The sequence below is a fragment of the Chryseobacterium tongliaonense genome, assembly GCF_041224435.1.
Lineage (GTDB): Bacteria > Bacteroidota > Bacteroidia > Flavobacteriales > Weeksellaceae > Chryseobacterium > Chryseobacterium tongliaoense.
The window spans coordinates 154,299-170,648 of record NZ_JBGFFD010000006.1; the positions used below are offsets into that span (position 1 = coordinate 154,299).

Annotated in this window: 13 protein-coding genes; 2 read left to right on the plus strand and 11 right to left on the minus strand. The window is 38.3% G+C overall.

Annotation, left to right across the window (positions count from 1 at the left end):
• Positions 1–65 precede the first annotated feature (65 nt).
• Both AB8P06_RS13990 and AB8P06_RS13995 read right to left on the minus strand, forming a co-directional pair.
• Positions 66–908 (minus strand): isoaspartyl peptidase/L-asparaginase, encoded by an 843-nt coding sequence (locus tag AB8P06_RS13990; RefSeq protein WP_369842663.1) that lies wholly within the window; start codon positions 906–908, stop codon positions 66–68.
• 104 nt (positions 909–1,012) lie between these two features.
• Positions 1,013–1,900, minus strand: a complete 888-nt coding sequence (locus tag AB8P06_RS13995; RefSeq protein WP_034669712.1) for a cyanophycinase — start codon at positions 1,898–1,900, stop codon at positions 1,013–1,015.
• Between the two features lie 201 nt (positions 1,901–2,101).
• On the opposite strand from AB8P06_RS13995, the gene cphA reads away from it, so the two are divergent.
• Complete coding sequence (gene cphA / locus AB8P06_RS14000) at positions 2,102–4,729, plus strand: cyanophycin synthetase (protein ID WP_369842664.1); 2,628 nt, start codon at positions 2,102–2,104, stop codon at positions 4,727–4,729.
• A gap of 47 nt (positions 4,730–4,776) precedes the next feature.
• Here the strand turns inward: cphA and AB8P06_RS14005 are convergent, their stop codons facing one another.
• The 9 genes from AB8P06_RS14005 to AB8P06_RS14045 all read right to left on the minus strand — a co-directional run bounded on the left by AB8P06_RS14005 (position 4,777) and on the right by AB8P06_RS14045 (position 14,177).
• On the minus strand, positions 4,777–5,235 hold the full coding sequence (locus tag AB8P06_RS14005) for a hypothetical protein (RefSeq protein WP_369842665.1): 459 nt from the start codon (positions 5,233–5,235) through the stop codon (positions 4,777–4,779).
• Positions 5,236–5,256: 21 nt separating this feature from the next.
• Positions 5,257–6,441 (minus strand): ATP-grasp domain-containing protein, encoded by a 1,185-nt coding sequence (locus AB8P06_RS14010; RefSeq protein WP_369842667.1) that lies wholly within the window; start codon positions 6,439–6,441, stop codon positions 5,257–5,259.
• 77 nt (positions 6,442–6,518) lie between these two features.
• Positions 6,519–7,352, minus strand: a complete 834-nt coding sequence (locus AB8P06_RS14015; protein ID WP_369842669.1) for a type 1 glutamine amidotransferase — start codon at positions 7,350–7,352, stop codon at positions 6,519–6,521.
• Positions 7,353–7,387: 35 nt separating this feature from the next.
• Positions 7,388–8,506: a carboxylate-amine ligase gene (locus AB8P06_RS14020; protein ID WP_369842671.1), complete on the minus strand. Its 1,119-nt coding sequence runs from the start codon at positions 8,504–8,506 to the stop codon at positions 7,388–7,390.
• Positions 8,507–8,529: 23 nt separating this feature from the next.
• Complete coding sequence (locus tag AB8P06_RS14025; protein ID WP_369842673.1) at positions 8,530–9,483, minus strand: ATP-grasp domain-containing protein; 954 nt, start codon at positions 9,481–9,483, stop codon at positions 8,530–8,532.
• A 57-nt stretch (positions 9,484–9,540) separates the two neighbouring features.
• Positions 9,541–10,254, minus strand: coding sequence for an alpha/beta hydrolase-fold protein (locus AB8P06_RS14030; RefSeq protein WP_369842675.1), 714 nt, complete (start codon positions 10,252–10,254; stop codon positions 9,541–9,543).
• Positions 10,255–10,283: 29 nt separating this feature from the next.
• Positions 10,284–11,495, minus strand: coding sequence for an ATP-grasp domain-containing protein (locus AB8P06_RS14035; protein ID WP_369842677.1), 1,212 nt, complete (start codon positions 11,493–11,495; stop codon positions 10,284–10,286).
• 140 nt (positions 11,496–11,635) lie between these two features.
• On the minus strand, positions 11,636–13,051 hold the full coding sequence (locus AB8P06_RS14040) for a M17 family metallopeptidase (RefSeq protein WP_369842678.1): 1,416 nt from the start codon (positions 13,049–13,051) through the stop codon (positions 11,636–11,638).
• Between the two features lie 4 nt (positions 13,052–13,055).
• Positions 13,056–14,177 (minus strand): alpha/beta hydrolase-fold protein, encoded by a 1,122-nt coding sequence (locus AB8P06_RS14045; protein WP_369842829.1) that lies wholly within the window; start codon positions 14,175–14,177, stop codon positions 13,056–13,058.
• Between the two features lie 215 nt (positions 14,178–14,392).
• On the opposite strand from AB8P06_RS14045, the gene glgB reads away from it, so the two are divergent.
• Complete coding sequence (glgB, locus tag AB8P06_RS14050; RefSeq protein ID WP_369842679.1) at positions 14,393–16,348, plus strand: 1,4-alpha-glucan branching protein GlgB; 1,956 nt, start codon at positions 14,393–14,395, stop codon at positions 16,346–16,348.
• Positions 16,349–16,350 lie beyond the last annotated feature (2 nt).

A 16,350-nucleotide genomic window follows, 5' to 3' on the forward strand; every position in this document is an offset into this window, starting at 1 on the left:
GTTATATAAGTAAACATGTAAAATGCGTGCCAAAAAAAAAGATTGAATGATAAAATAATGTTAAATTAATTGAAAACTTCAAAATTTTCTCCATCAAAACTTGCAAAAACCATAGTGGGATAAGAATCCTGATGGAAAAGGTTTCCGTTTTTATCAATAGCAATGGCCCCTGCAAACCCGTCAATTGTTTTAAGCTCCTCAAAAGTTTTACTGAAAGCATTTTCAAGGCTCATTCCGTCGGTTACCCTTGTTACAATTTTTGTTGCGGTAGCATTGCTCACAATGTCTTCTCCTACACCGGTACAGCTTACAGCACAGAATGAATTGGCGTAATTTCCAGCCACAGTAGCCGAATCGGAAATTCTTCCCGGAATTTCAAAGCCCTTTCCGCCGGTAGAAGTTGCTACGGCCAGTTTACCATCTTTATCGATGGCTACACAGCCTACCGTTCCTTTTCCGCCGTTATTCAGCTTTGCTTCATATTCTTTTCTCCTTTGAGGAATTTCAGTAGAAAAGTTTTCAAAGCCATGTTCTGAAGCATATTTTTTTGCTCCGTTTCCGCCTAAAACCCTGTCATCCTCTTTCATTAATTCCTTTGCTACAAAAACCGGATTTTTTACATCCCGGATATTGATCACTCCGCTTAATTTCTGAGTTTCACCATCCATAATGGCCGCGCTCATACGAATCACTCCGTCACTTTGAATCTGAGAACCAATTCCTGCATTAAAGAGCTCATCATCTTCCAGAAGAGAGACCGCATAGGCAACCGTATCAAAAGAAGAATGCGACTGAAGATATTCAAAAGCCTTTTGAGCTATATTTTTCAAAGAATTTTGTTTGGCAGTTTTTACTTCGTGGCTCTGATCGCTTTCAGAGAAAAAACCACCGTGGATGATTATTTTCATATTGTATTTATATAATCAATTGTGAATCGTGAATCGTACTTTAAAGTTTAATATAAAAATATTTGTTGGTAAAATTCACCGTTCACCATTGACAATTGACTTCTTTACTTGTCTTGTGGAATCGGGTTAAACTGCGAGTTTTCTATCGTCAGTGTTTTGGTGGTAAGATCATAATGATCATTCATCGACATGACGTGTACCGTTAAATTATCAATAGAAATCGGCTCACCCAGATTGATATTGGTGAGATTGGTATCTTTTATAAATCTTCCGTCCACAATAATGACAAGGCCCGAACCTACTGCTGTCATTACATCGTTATAGATAAAAAGTCCGGTATCTTCACCCAAACCGATACCCAATGTTCTCGGATTATTGACCACAGCCTGGAAAAGACGTCCGATTCTTCCCCGCTGTACAAAGTGAGTATCAATGATGACGTTATCAATAAGTCCCAACCCCTGTGTAGTCTTAATTTCTCCTTTTAACAAAGCTTCAGAGCTGCTTCCCTGATAGATCATGTTTTCTGATGCAGCAGCAGCTCCGGCAGAAGTTCCGGAATAAATAAAATCCTGTTCCTGGTATTTCAGTAAAATGGTATCGTGAAATCTTGTCCCACCGAGAATCGATGTTAATCTTAGCTGATCTCCACCGGTAAACATGACCACATCTGCAGCACTGGCTCTTGCGACCATTGCATCAGAATTGGCTTCTTCACGGTTATGGATATCAAGAATATTTACGTTTTTAGCACCCAGAAATTCAAACGCTTTTTTATACTCAGTTCCTACGATTTGAGGAATTTGTGAAGCGGTAGTGATAATTTCTATTACAGAATTTTCTTTATGCTTAGATTCATTGATTATTTTTCGTAAAATACCTCTTTCAAAAAAGTTCAGGTTTTTCTCTATATTTTGGTCAAAATCGGTTTCTGCAAAGCTTCCTTTATTTACAGCACCTCCGATAACAATTAATTTTCCAACGGGTTTCATCATAGGACACAAAGTTAAAAAATAATTAATATTTAACGAAATATCAATAGCATTTAAATTGATTTTGAGGATTTTAAAATTGTTAATATTATTTAACCTTTTTTTGATAAATCTTTAAGCATGCTATGGTTTTGTTTATGCTTTTACATTATCTTTGATTTTAGAAGAAGTTATTGTTAACTAAGAAAATGCAAATTGACTATGAAAATTGAGAAGATACAGGCATTACGTGGTCCTAATATCTGGAGTATAAGAAGGAAGAAACTGATACAGATGAGGTTGGATCTTGAAGAGATGGAAAATTTCCCTACCAATAAAATTGAAGGATTCAGAGAAAGGATCGAAAAACTCATTCCGTCACTTTTCACACACAGATGCTCGGAAGGAGTAGAAGGCGGTTTTTTCCATCGTGTGGAAACGGGAACGTGGATGGGACATGTGATTGAACATATTGCTTTGGAAATCCAGACTCTGGCAGGGATGGATGTAGGTTTTGGAAGAACCCGCGAAACAAAATCACCGGGAATTTATAACGTTGTATTTAATTATATTGAAGAAAATGCAGGAATTTATGCTGCTGAAGAAGCTGTAAAAATTGCGGAAGCTTTAATTGAAGGCAAAGAATATGATCTTGAAGCCTGTATTCATAAATTAAAAGAAATCAGAGAACGTGTACGTCTGGGCCCTTCAACCGGAAGTATAGTTGAAGAAGCGGTTTCCCGGAGGATCCCCTGGATCCGGTTAGGAACCAATTCTTTAGTACAGCTCGGATATGGAGTTAATCAGCAGAGATTTCAGGCAACAATTACAGGGAAAACCAGTTCAATTGCTGTAGATATTGCATGCAATAAAGAGTTGACGAAAAAAATGCTTCACGATGCTGCCATTCCGGTTCCGATCGGAGATCTGGTGGTCGATGAAGAAGATCTGGAAAAAGTTATCAAAAAAATAAATTATCCTATCGTTTTGAAGCCCTTGGATGGAAACCACGGAAAAGGTTCATCCATCAATGTCAATGATTGGGAAACAGCGAAAATAGGATTGGAACATGCTCAGAAATATTCAAAGAAAGTAATTGTAGAAAAATACATTACCGGATATGATTTCAGGGTTTTGGTAATTGATAATAAAATGGTTGCAGCAGCAAGAAGAGTACCTGCCCATATTGTGGGTGACGGTGAGCATAGTCTTCAGCAGCTGATTGAAAAAGAAAACAAAGATCCGAGAAGAGGTTACGGACACGAAAATGTACTGACCGAAATAGAAGTGGATAAAGATACACTTGAGCTTCTGGAAAAACTTCAGTATACCCTTGAAACTGTTCCACAAAAAGGAGAAATCGTTTATCTGAAATCAACGGCCAATCTTTCTACAGGAGGAACATCCATTGATGTTACCGATATGATACATCCGGAAAATATCACGATGGCGGAAAGGATCTCTAAAATTATAGGCCTTGATGTTTGCGGAATCGATATTATGGCGGAAAATCTTACCCAGCCACTTAAAGAAAGCGGCGGCGCTATCATCGAAGTAAATGCAGCACCGGGATTCAGAATGCACCTGGCTCCGAGTGAAGGACTTCCGAGAAACGTAGCAGCTCCTGTTGTAGACATGCTTTATCCTCCGGGAAAACCTTTTACCATCCCGATTATTGCGGTAACAGGAACTAACGGTAAAACCACCACGACAAGATTAATTTCCCATATCGTTAAAAATAACGGTTATAGAGTAGGCTTTACGACTTCCGACGGGATTTATATTCAAAATACAATGCTGACAAAAGGAGATACCACAGGACCCCTTTCGGCTGAATTTGTATTGAAGGATCCCACGGTAGAATTTGCCGTTCTGGAAACTGCCAGAGGCGGGATTTTGCGTTCTGGTTTAGGCTTTTCCCAATGTGATATCGGAGTTCTAACCAACATCAAAGAAGATCATTTAGGAATGAATGATATTCACAATCTGAAGGACCTTACCAAAGTAAAAAGAGTGGTTCTTGACAGTGTAAAGAAAAGTGGCTGGAGCGTAATGAATGCTGATGATGAATATTCCATGAGAATAGTGAATGATCTCGACAGCAATGTTGCGATCTTCAGCATGGATGAAAATAATCCGCATATCAGAAAGTTTGCAAAAGAAGGAAAGATCACCTGTGTGCATGAAGAAGGGTTTGTAACCATTAAAAAAGGCGACTGGAAAATACGAATCGGAAAAGCAAAAGACTTCCCGATCACCATGGAAGGGAAAGCCAGGTTTATGATTGAAAATGTTCTGGCAGCCAGCTTAGCATGTTATTTATACGGTTTTGGGATTGAAGATATCTCCAATTCCCTGAGGACATTTCTTCCAAGTGCGCAGCTTACTCCGGGCAGACTGAATATTTTTAAGTTCAAAAATTTTAAAGTTTTAATTGATTTTGCCCATAACCCGGCCGGATATGAAGCTATTGAAGATTATCTGAAAAATGTGGAGTCTACTAAAAAAATAGGTATTATTTCCGGAGTGGGTGACCGAAGAGATGAAGATATCAAACTGTGTGGGAAAATAGCAGGAAGAATGTTTGACTATATTATCATCCGAAATGAAAAGCACCTCCGCGGAAGAAAAGAAGAAGAAATCAACGGACTGATCATAGACGGGATTAATGAAGCAGGAAAGGATGTAAGCTATGAAATCATTCCTAAAGAAATTGAAGCTCTAAAACATGCGATAGGAATGGCAGAAGAAGGTACATTTATTACTGCATTAAGCGATGTGATCTCCAATGCTATTGATCTGGTACAGGAATACCAGGCAAGAGAATTGCTGGAAGATGATAAGATCTGATGAAAATCATAGATAAACAACAAACCTCCGAAATTTCGGAGGTTTGTTTATTTTAGGTTAATCCATTTGTTTTCAATTTTCCGCATGATCTGCAGGTAAGGAATAAGAAGAATAATTTCAAACCGGATGGTGAAATTAGTTGATGACGTGAACGGTAAAACAAACATGACAACTCCACAGATGATAAATCCGAGTATGGCATCTGCCATTGCTGCTTTCGGAGCCCATTTTTCTTCAAACCAAAGTCCGTAAGAGACAATTCCCTTAAAAATAAATATAAAAGATATAACATAGCCAATGAGACTGTAAGGTCTGGTGGTGCTCAATCCGTAAATAGATAAATCGGTGTCATCAAGGAAAAATCCAAAAGCCAACAGGAGAACGCCTGCTATTCCCGTAAAAAGAAATATCCATATGAAAATTTTGATCCATAACGGTAACAAATCCCTTCGGCGTAAAGGGAAATCCTGGGTATCAAATTCTTTGAATACTGATTTATCTTCCATAAGATGCTAATTTAGGAATTTTTATTCATCTCCGAAAAAGGCATTCGAGCTGCCGATCCAGATGGCATCTTTCTTATTAAAATCTACGTTTACCATGGCTGCTTTGGTCATTCTGCCCAGGTTTTCCAGGAGAATGGGGCGTTCGTCATTTTCACGCCAGATGTATAATAAACGGATCTCAGCTTTTGAGAATTCACCGTTGATATCTTCAAAAATAGGTTCGTAGCTTACTTTCCTCTGTAAAATATAGTTTTCTTTGTCTTCAATAGCGTCTGTAATTTCCTTGGTAGGATTTAAATTCACACCGCTTCCTGCAAATGAAAATAAAGGTTTTAAAACAAAATTCTCAAGATTTTCACTGTCTGGAAACTCGTGTAGAAAATAACTCTTCGGAACAAACTGATGGTTCAGAAGCGGTAAAAGGAACTTTGAAATTTTAAAGAACCAGTTCGGATGGGTGATCCATTTTACATCTGCTTCTTCACGGAAATCAAACTCGGTTTTCAGATCGGGAATTCTTTCCAACTCATCAAAAATAACACGGTTGTAGATTCTTTTGATCTCAATTTGTCTGCCGTTGTTCTCGTAATATAATTTTCGGCCTTCTTTTTTTACTTGGGTCAGACAAACGGTTTTTATTCCCAATAATTTTTCAGTAAAGACAAAATCAATGACTGTTTTCTGTTTTTCCGGGAAGATCTCAAGAAGAATTACATTTTCAGGGTTTTCATCTCCGACAATCAATTCTTTTAAATACGATTTAAATTCCTCATGGGGCATTTTATTCTTAATCTCAGAAATAAACGGGTATACCTCGCAGAAGGTTTCCTCTAATTCTTTTTGAAAAGCATATAAAGAGGGAAAAGCCTGAAGCTCTATCAATTGTGGCTCTATTTCTCCGTTTTCACTCCTGCATACCCCGAAATCTATCGTGAAAAAATGAGGTTGATGAGTATCATTGGGAACTCTGCAGCTATCAGGAATTGCTTTTTGAAGGGTTTCAAAGGGTATCGCTTTGATCTGATCTATAATGCTTTCACTGGCATCAATCAGTTTATTTTCAAATTCTTTAGTAAGGAAAATCGGGCTTTCGGAAACCCTGAAAGAAGGTTCCAGACCACTTTTCTGTTTTAATATTTCTTTGAAATGACTGTATTTTTCTTGTGAAAATTCGCGGTTAAATTGTTTTCTGTATTTTGGGATCATATTCTTTTTCTTTGTGATTTTAAAAAATCGAGCAATTTTGCTCGATTTCTGTATGGATAGTTGTTGTAATTTTTATTTTAAGCCAATACTTCCGCTTCCTTCAAAATGTTTTTTTTTGCAAACTGCAGGAACCTCGGAAGAATCTGGCTGCGGGTAAGGATGATCTTATCTTCATCATCCATTCTGTCTAATGTTTCAAGATATTTTTCCATTCCGAAGTTTTCAATCATCGCATCTTTGTTCTTTTCATCTTTCAGGTTTTCAAGCATGCTTGCAGGATCGGCTTCCGGGTGAAACTGGGTCCCGAAAATCTCTTCTGAAAAACGAATGGCCATCACTGCTCTTTCCAGGTTGATATGCGGACGGAATTTTTCTATCGCCACAATTTTCATTCCCAATTCTTCAAAACGGTCAAGGTTGGGTTCAATAAACTGAAAAGCTCTTGAATCAACGGCGTAAAAAGGATTCGGAAGGTTTTTGAATAAAAATTCCTCTTCACCTTCTTCTGTCTTATGCACCGGCATCACCCCGAAAGAATAAGATTTTCTCTTGCAGATGTTCCCTAAATCCCAATGAATGCTTGCCAACTGAAAAGAATGACAGATCAAGAACAGGTATTTCTTATTTTCGCTGTACTTATTATGATCGTAAACAGAATTTAAAAAGTCTGCATATTTCGTTTCCCATTCAAAGCCTTCTCTATGTGGATTTCCGGGACCTCCGGAAGAGATGAAAATATCAAAATCTTCTATGTTCGGAATTTCATCTTTATATCTTACATCAAACGTATTGATGATTACTTTCTCATCAGAACTTTGCTGAAATGCTTCAGAAATTTCTTTTATATTTCTAAAGCCCTGATTAACATGATTGTTGTTCATATCAAGCAAAGCAATTCGAATATCTTTCATACTACATCATATTTTTTACAAAGTTACCAAAAATATTATGAAGCAGGTTCGCCGTGTGTGATCCCGTATTCCGTCTCAGAAATCATATAATCAACCACTTTTGTCAGGTCTCCTGTTTCATTGAAAATTTTCAGCTGTCTGTCTGCGCCGGTTCCGTTTTCCAGAATCGTCCATGCATATTCTACTTCTTTCCGACAACCTAAATCATCCACCACATCATCTATAAACTCGAGAAGTTCTTTTAATAAGTGCGGATACGGAACTGATTCTTCTTTTCCGAAATCAATCAGATGAGCTTCAATTCCGCTTTTGGAAGCACGCCATTTATTTTCATTGAGTAATAGCCTTCTGTAACTTCTGAAGCTTAGATTCTGCTGATGAAGCTTATAAATTTTAGCAACCAGACTTTGCATGATGGCAGCCATACAAACAGTTTCATCTATCCTTAACGGCATATCACAGATTCTGAATTCAATAGTCGGGTAGAACGGGTGAACGCGAAGATCCCACCAGATTTTTTTAGCGTTATCTATGGTTCCCGTTTTTACCAGAAGATCTACATAGCTGTCAAATTCTGCCAGAGAATTAAAATAGCTGGGAATTCCGGTCCTTGGAAACTTAACGAAAATTTCCTGTCTGTAGGATTTGAAACCTGTATTTCGTCCGATCCAGAAAGGTGAGTTGGTCGACAATGCATAAACGTGGGGCAGGAAGTAACGCATTACATTCTGAATCCTTACACCTTCTTCACGGTTCGGAATTCCGATGTGTACATGCAGTCCGAAGATAAGGTTTCCACGGGCAACATCACCCATATCGTCTACGATCTTATTGTAACGCTCACCATTGGTGATGGTATTATGTTCCCAGTTTGAAAATGGATGAGTTCCACCTCCTGAAACACGAAGGCCCTGTTCATGAGCTGTATTGATAAGGTGTCTTCTTAGGTTCGTAAGTTCGGCTCTGGCTTCCTGAATGTTTTGGCAAATTCCCGTTTCCATTTCAATCATGGATTCGTGCATTTCGTGCTTTAAATTTTCACTTAAAACCGCTTTGCCGCCTTCAATAATTTTAGAAACATGAGAGATCAGGTCTCTGCTCTCGACATCAATGATTTGATATTCTTCTTCGATGCCTATAGTAAATTGATGCATGTTTTGTGTTTTTTTACAATATTTTATTTTACAGAGTCCTTTACAAAAGTTCCCCAGGAGATATTCGGTTTTCCGGGAACATATTCTTTAGCTTTTTCAATGGCAAGTTTAGCGGCGTGCTCTACGATCCATGCGAAGTTTTCTTCTCCCACAGAATTGATGTCAGCATCAGGGGCAGGATTACAGAAATCTATCGCGTAAGGAATACCGTCTCTTACTGCAAATTCTACCGTATTGAAATCATATCCTAAAGCTTCATTCATTTTAATGGTGTAATCATGGATGGTTTTTAATAATTTTTCCAGTTCTTCATCTTCGGTCTGATGAGTGGTTGCATATCTCAGATGATGCGCGTTTCTCGGTTCGTAAGGCATGATGTGAACGTATTTCTTACCCAAACAGTATACTCTGTAGTAATCGTCAAAAATAATTTCTTCCTGTACCATCATGACGAGTTGTTCCGTTTCGCCCAGTTTATTCCACAGGTCTTCAGGATTTTCAACTCTGTACACATTTCTCCATCCGCCGCCGTCATGGGGTTTCATATAAGCCGGAAATCCTACATAATCGAAAATGTATTCCCAATCGTGCGGGAACTTTAAATTTCTGAACGACGTTTCCGATGTATTGGTCGGCCTTTCATGTGAAGGCAGTAAAACTGTTTTTGGCAACGGAATTCCCAGTTTAGACATCAGGGCATTGTTGAAAAACTTTTCATCAGCACTCCACCAAAACGGGTTATTGATCACATAGGTTCCGTTAACGGCTGCATTTTTAAGATAGGCTCTGTAAAAGGGAACGTCCTGTGAAATTCTGTCTATGATTACTGCATAGCCATAATCAGCTCCCTGTTCAAGCTTGTCGATATGTACAGGTTCTGCTATGATCTCTCCGCCACCCAATTCATTTACCTTGTCGATAAACGCCCAGGGAAATGTATCTTCCATACCAAATAGAATTCCCACTTTTTTTGTCATAATTGTTGTTTTTAAGGTTTTTTATAATTAAAATTTTATCTTAAAATTAAATAATTTTCAGGAGAAAAAAGTACCTATGAAGGTCGGGAAAACCATTCTCCATAAAGGCCAGTCATGGTTGATCCATTTTCTTTCATCGTACCAGTAATCTATTCCTTTTGCGGTTAAGATCCCTGCCATTTCCAGGTTTTTATCTTTGCAGATATCCTGATCTGAAGTGCTTAGAACAATGTGCATATGCTTGTATTTCCAGGACTCATCATTTTTTACGAATTCTCTCGGACAGTTAAAATACACCAGATCGTCAGAATATCCGTCCATAAAATTCCGGATACTGAAAGCTCCCGACAAACAGAATAAATGAGATACCACATCCGGGAACCTGAAAGCGAAATTAGCCGCATGATATCCACCAAAACTGGCTCCCGCCACTGCCACACGATGGGTATTGTGAAGTTTCTGTATATACGGGATAAATTCCTTAATCAGGAACTGTACATACAATTCATAATTTTTGATCCTTTGCTGCGGCGAAATTTTTTCATCATAAAAGCTCCAGCCATCGATGGTCTGAATGTTATAAAGCTTTACTTTTCCCTGTTCTATAAACCAGTTGATGCTTCCGTTAAGATGGAAATCATGATTTTGAGTGTATAAACCCTGAGAAGTGGGAAACATCACAATAGGATGTCCGTAATGTCCTGTAACCTCTACTTTAAGGCTTATTCCTAATATATGTGAATAATAATCGGTATGTTCTATTTGCGGCATTTTTAAAATAATTATTTATGATTGATATATTAGCTGCTCGGCCTGTTTTTCGGCGGAAGGATATTAAGCATATCGGCATTGATTGTTTCGGCTGCATAATCCAGTCTTTCCTGTACAACAGTAGCATCATTGGATTTATAAACAATTCCTACATGGTAATCTATCGGAAGGAATTTTACCACTTCATCAGATTTGAATTTTTCATAATCCGGTTCTTTATCTTTGATCAAAGCAACGATTAATCCTGCATAATAGCCTGTAGGTTTGGAAATTTCATAGTTTTTACCTCTTAAAAGGGCATCTTCAATTTTGGCCCATTCCCGCCAGATATTGATGCTGCTTGAAGCTTCCACAAGATCAGGAATATGGGCACCTCCGACTCTGGATGATGTTTCCAGGAAATACCATTTTCCGTCATCTTTACTTCGGATAAACTCAGTATGTGTGGCACCGTTTAACAATCCGAAATTCAGAAGCACCTTTGTATTGACTTCTTCAAGAGCTTTAAACTCGTCAGAATATCTTCCTAAGGTTTTTGTTCTGAAAACACCGCCTTCATGAGAAACCTGCATGGGAGGAGCAAGGTATTTGGAGGCAGAGGTAAATGTGATTTCTTTATTAAAAGTTAAACTGTCAACATGATATACATCTCCGGGTTTAAAGCTTTCCAGTAAAAAAAAATGGCGTTCTTCTCCAAGCCCGTTCAATGCTTCCCAAAGCTGGTCTTTGGACGTGATTTTTTTGATTCCCGATGCGGAAGCTTCAGAGCGTGGTTTTAAAACCCACGGTGCCGGAACCCTGTCTGCAAATGCATTCACCTCATCGTTATTGAAAACTGCTGTGAATTCAGGAACATTAATTCCCGAATCCTTAGCTTTTTGTCTCATGGCAAGCTTATCCCTGAAATATCGGTGTGTGGTCTGCCCCATACCCGGAATCCGGAAGGTTTCTCTTATCAGTGCCGCTTTTTCTACATCATAGTCATCAAGGGCAACTACAGCATCCACTTTCCTGGTTTGCATCAGATGGGAAAACCCCTGAACCAGATGTTCCAGGTTCCAGACGGAAGGCTTTATTTCAGGCATGTAAAACACCTCATCGACCGCATGCCACGGCCAGTTTTTTTCTTTAAGGTTTTCTGATGTTATTAAGATTATTTTATTACCGAGCTTCTTCATTTCGTCCATGAAGTCATAGCCCTTGTAATAGCACGAAATACATACTATAGTTTTCTCCTCCATATAATGTTTTTTAATTTTTAGTGGATTTTCAAAAATAAAAACAAATTTCTATTAATTATTTAATGTTAAAATTTGATTTATGGTGAACTATTGAGAATCTCCTACCAATTATACAGAGTTTTTTTGTAATAAACTAATTTTTAGTGATAATTTTCGATTAAATCGGCCAATAACTGTACTCCAAAGCCGGTTGCCGCTTTTTCCCGGGCATATCCCACGTTTCCGAAAGCTACTCCTGCGATATCCAGATGGGCCCATTTAGGATGATCTTCAATAAACTGTTCTAAGAATTTGGCAGCAATAATACAGTCCCCGATCGGCTTCATTGAAATATTTTTCAGATCAGCTACGTCAGACTGGATATCATCTTTCCAGATGTCCCATAACGGCAGATTCCATAACCTCTGGTTGGTTTTATCTCCGGTCTTTATCAAAAGGTTTTTAAGGCCTTCATTGTTGGAAAACAATGCCCCGCAGGTATCACCGAACATTCTCACCGAGCTGCCTGTCAATGTGGCTAAATCAATTAGAAAATCGGTTTTGTAATTTTTAGCGAGATAAGAAAGTGAATCGGCCAGGATCATTCTTCCTTCGGCATCTGTATCGAGTACCTCAATCGTTTTGCCATTGTAAGCAGTGATCACATCACTTGGAAGATAAGCATTCTCGGAAATGGCATTGTCTGTAATTGGTAACACAGCAACGATATTCACCGGAAGTTTCATCTCTGCAGCATAGATCAAAGCTCCTAATACTGCTGTAGCACCACCCATGTCAGATTTCATGTAATGCATGTTGGCCGGGTTTTTCAATGAAATCCCACCGGTATCAAACAATACACATTTTCCGACCAGGCCAAACGTCTTGGCATTTTTTACGGTCGTTTTATATTCCAGAATGGTAAAAGCGGCATCGTAAGCACTTCCTTTATTCACGGCAAGATAAGCGCCCAGTCCCAGTTCTTCACATTTTTTTCTGTTGAAGGCAGTATATTTCAGCGCATACTTCTTGGCTAAATTTTTAAGATAAGCACTGAAAACATCAGGTTTCTTAAGATTGGCAGGTTTATTCAGCCAGTCCTGGCAGGCAATTTGTCCGTTGCTTATGGCTTCGGCTCTATGGGCAATATGATCCAGTTTTTTCTGGCTTAAGCTTTCAAAATGAATCTCAAATTTAGGATTCCAGAAAGGATGGCTCTTATCAAAAGGGTAGTTGTAAGTACCCATCAATAATCCTTTTGTAAATTCTTCAAATTGTTTTTCAGTAATAAACTCAGCCAGAACCAATGTAGGAACAGCCTGAAGGTTCTTTTTCTGGGCTTGTGAAAATTTACCGGCTACCTGCTGAATTTCAAAATCCTGCAGACTGTATTTTCCTAAACCGATAAAATAAATAATGCTTTCATGATCGGTAGAAATGAAAACCTCATATTTTTTCCCTGTAAAAAAAGCGGAAATATTTTTATTGTAATTTTTACTCCTTTTTGTCCATTCTTCTTCAGTGAATAATTGGAAGATCTGGGTATAGTTTTTATTTTTTTTGTTGATTAATTTCATAAGGTTAATTTTTAATGCTTTTTTGTTGTGGGATTACTTCTACCGGATTTTCTGTGTTATCATAGAATAACCATTCGATGGCTCTCGGAAACTCCTGTGACCAGTAAAATTCACTGTGAGTGCCTTCAGGATTGATGCTGGTACGGAATTCAAAATCAAACAGATTCTTTTTCTCCCATCGTTTCAGGTATTCTTCAAAGATCCGGATTCTTTTTACCATTCTTGAGCCTTCCTGCCCGCCGCCGTATAAATAAATTTTTGTTTTAAACGGAACCCTGAAACTCATCATCGGGAAATTATTATTCGGCTCTACCCAGAGAGACGGTGAAAAAATTAATAGTTTTGAATAAACCTCGGGATAAAGAAACCCACTGTAAATGCTGATCAGAGCACCTAAAGAGCTTCCACCGATTCCTGTATTTTCCCTGTCTTTCTTAGTACGGTAATTTTCATCCACAAAAGGTTTTAAAGTGTCTGTGATAAAACGGATGTATTTTTTTCCTTCCGAGCCGTTTGCAACATTATCGTTATCAAAAATATATTCCTTGATCCTTTCTTCACTTCCGTGCTCTATGGCAATTACAATAACATCACCACGGCCATATTCGGCAAGAATGGAGAGTTTTTTATCGATTTCCCAGTTTCCGTAGCCGCTGCCTTCATTAAAAAGGTTCTGGGCATCCTGAAGATATAAAACAGGATAGCTTTTATTGGAAACATAATAATCGTAAGGCAGTAAAGCCCATACTTTCCGGTAACGGTCAAGCTGTGGAATATAAAACTCCTCGGAGATTATTTCTGCAATCGGGAAAAACTCATCTTTAAAGGGTCCCCAGTTGAATCGCCATTTTTCCACAATATCAGAAATACTGTTTGTTTCTTTCCTGGCTTTCCGGTTTGGAGTAATGCTCCCGTATTTGTCGAGCTCTACATTTTCCCAACCTCCTTTGGTAAATTTATATTCAATGTCAGATGGAAGTACCTGGTTATCGATCTCAATAAAATAATTGTTAGGATCCGATTGTTTAAGCTGATATTTAGTGTCTTTAGGATTCCAGTTGTTGAAATTTCCGGTGATATACACCGTTCTGTCATCGTTTTCCTCAGTATAAAGTTCAAACTTCATCATGTGTTTTAAAAAAATTAACAGCTAAATTTATAAAAAATCTTTTTATGTAGATTATTTTTCAAATTATAAAATCTGTGATTGAAAAATTAATATATTTGGTCAACAAGGGAATGAAAGAGATTAACATCACAATTATTTCAACAATAATTAATGGCTGTTGTTAATATTTTTCGTAGTTTCAATGGATATATAAAAAATAGAATCAAGTCTTGATGAATTCGGTTAAAACTTATACACTTTTTACGGAACATGATGTATATCTTTTTCGGGAAGGTAAGCATTATAAGCTGTATGACAAGTTTGGAGCACATTCTGTGGAAAAAGACGGGATTCATGGTGTTTATTTTTCTGTCTGGGCCCCAAATGCAGAAAAAGTTTCAGTGATAGGGAATTTCAACAACTGGAATCATAAAGACCATATTCTATATCCGCGCTGGGACGGATCAGGTATTTGGGAAGGCTTTATTGCCGGACTAACCTGGGGAACCTTGTATAAATATGCAATTGAAACGGCAAGAGGTGAGATTTTAGAAAAAAGTGATCCCTATGCTTTAAGCTGGGAGCAAAATAAACAGGCTGCCTCACTGGTTTCTACCACGTGGTATGAATGGACAGATAAAGAATGGCTGGAGAACCGCTGGAAGAAAAACAGTCTTGATGCTCCGATTTCCGTTTACGAATTGCATCTTGCATCCTGGGTAAGAGAAGGAGATCATCCGGACCGGTTTCTGAATTACAGGGATATAGCCGGAAAGCTGGTGCCCTACATCCGGGAAATGGGTTTTACGCATGTGGAATTCATGCCGGTAATGGAATATCCTTATGATCCGAGCTGGGGATACCAGATCACAGGATTTTATGCGGCAACTTCCCGTTTCGGATCTCCGCAGGATTTGATGTATCTGATTAATGAGCTGCATAAAAATGAGATCGGTGTTATTTTAGACTGGGTTCCGTCTCATTTTCCGGGAGATGCCAATGGTTTACATCGTTTTGACGGTTCGCATCTGTATGAGCATGAAGATCCGAGAAAAGGGTTTCATCCCGATTGGAAGTCATATATTTTCAATTACGGAAGAAATGAAGTGAAATCGTTTTTAATCTCGAATGCCATGTTCTGGTTTGAGCGTTATCATGCGGACGGATTACGTGTAGATGCTGTAACTTCAATGCTTCATCTCGATTATTCAAGAAATGAAGGAGAGTGGGAACCGAATATTTACGGGGGCAATGTAAATCTTGAAGCCAAAGCTTTTTTGCAGGAATTCAATACCGCAGTTTATAAAGAATTTGGAAATAATATCATCACCATAGCAGAAGAAAGCTCAGATTTTCCGATGCTGACGAAACCCGTACATGACGGCGGAGTAGGCTTTGGAATGAAATGGATGATGGGCTGGATGCATGATACCCTGGATTATTTTAAAGAAGAACCCGTTAACAGAAAATACCATCACCATAAACTGACTTTTGCTTCGGTGTATATGTATAATGAAAATTATATGATGCCTTTGTCACACGATGAGGTGGTACACGGAAAAGCCAGCCTGATCTATAAAATGACCGGTGATGAATGGCAGAAATTTGCCAACCTTCGCGCCTTGTATGTTTATATGTTTACGCACCCGGGAGCTAAGCTGCTGTTTATGGGAGATGAATTCGGGCAGACAAGTGAGTGGAATTTTACCCGAAGTTTAGACTGGCATTTATTGGAATATCCGGTTCATAAAGGGCTGCAGGCTCTTGTAAAAGATTTAAACCATATTTACAGAAACGAAACTGCCTTTTATGAAAACCAGTTTGATAAGCACGGTTTTGAGTGGGTGGAAGCCGATGACCTTGAAAATTCGGTGTATATCTATCTGAGAAAAGGGAAAAAAAGAGACGATGTTTTAATGGTTATATTGAATTTAACTCCGCAGGTTTTGGATTATAAGGTTGGAGTGAATGCAGGAACCCATTGGGAGGTTATTTTTAATTCAGATGAGGAAAGATATAGCGGAAGTGGAGTAAACCCCGAGATATTTGAAGAAAAAGACGAACAGTGGATGAACCACCCGAAATCAATCAGTTTAAAACTCCCGCCTCTTGCAGGAATTATTTTAAAACAGAAAAAAGAAAAGGATAAAAAGTATAAATTACAAAGAATTAAACTACATAAAAGATAAAA

Coding starts and splice junctions, on each gene's coding strand:
- AB8P06_RS13990 (WP_369842663.1), bottom strand. CDS start 908: ATGAAAATAATCATCCACGGTGGTTTTTTCTCTGAAAGCGATCAGAGC.
- AB8P06_RS13995 (WP_034669712.1), bottom strand. CDS start 1,900: ATGAAACCCGTTGGAAAATTAATTGTTATCGGAGGTGCTGTAAATAAA.
- cphA (WP_369842664.1), top strand. CDS start 2,102: ATGAAAATTGAGAAGATACAGGCATTACGTGGTCCTAATATCTGGAGT.
- AB8P06_RS14005 (WP_369842665.1), bottom strand. CDS start 5,235: ATGGAAGATAAATCAGTATTCAAAGAATTTGATACCCAGGATTTCCCT.
- AB8P06_RS14010 (WP_369842667.1), bottom strand. CDS start 6,441: ATGATCCCAAAATACAGAAAACAATTTAACCGCGAATTTTCACAAGAA.
- AB8P06_RS14015 (WP_369842669.1), bottom strand. CDS start 7,352: ATGAAAGATATTCGAATTGCTTTGCTTGATATGAACAACAATCATGTT.
- AB8P06_RS14020 (WP_369842671.1), bottom strand. CDS start 8,506: ATGCATCAATTTACTATAGGCATCGAAGAAGAATATCAAATCATTGAT.
- AB8P06_RS14025 (WP_369842673.1), bottom strand. CDS start 9,483: ATGACAAAAAAAGTGGGAATTCTATTTGGTATGGAAGATACATTTCCC.
- AB8P06_RS14030 (WP_369842675.1), bottom strand. CDS start 10,254: ATGCCGCAAATAGAACATACCGATTATTATTCACATATATTAGGAATA.
- AB8P06_RS14035 (WP_369842677.1), bottom strand. CDS start 11,495: ATGGAGGAGAAAACTATAGTATGTATTTCGTGCTATTACAAGGGCTAT.
- AB8P06_RS14040 (WP_369842678.1), bottom strand. CDS start 13,051: ATGAAATTAATCAACAAAAAAAATAAAAACTATACCCAGATCTTCCAA.
- AB8P06_RS14045 (WP_369842829.1), bottom strand. CDS start 14,177: ATGAAGTTTGAACTTTATACTGAGGAAAACGATGACAGAACGGTGTAT.
- glgB (WP_369842679.1), top strand. CDS start 14,393: ATGAATTCGGTTAAAACTTATACACTTTTTACGGAACATGATGTATAT.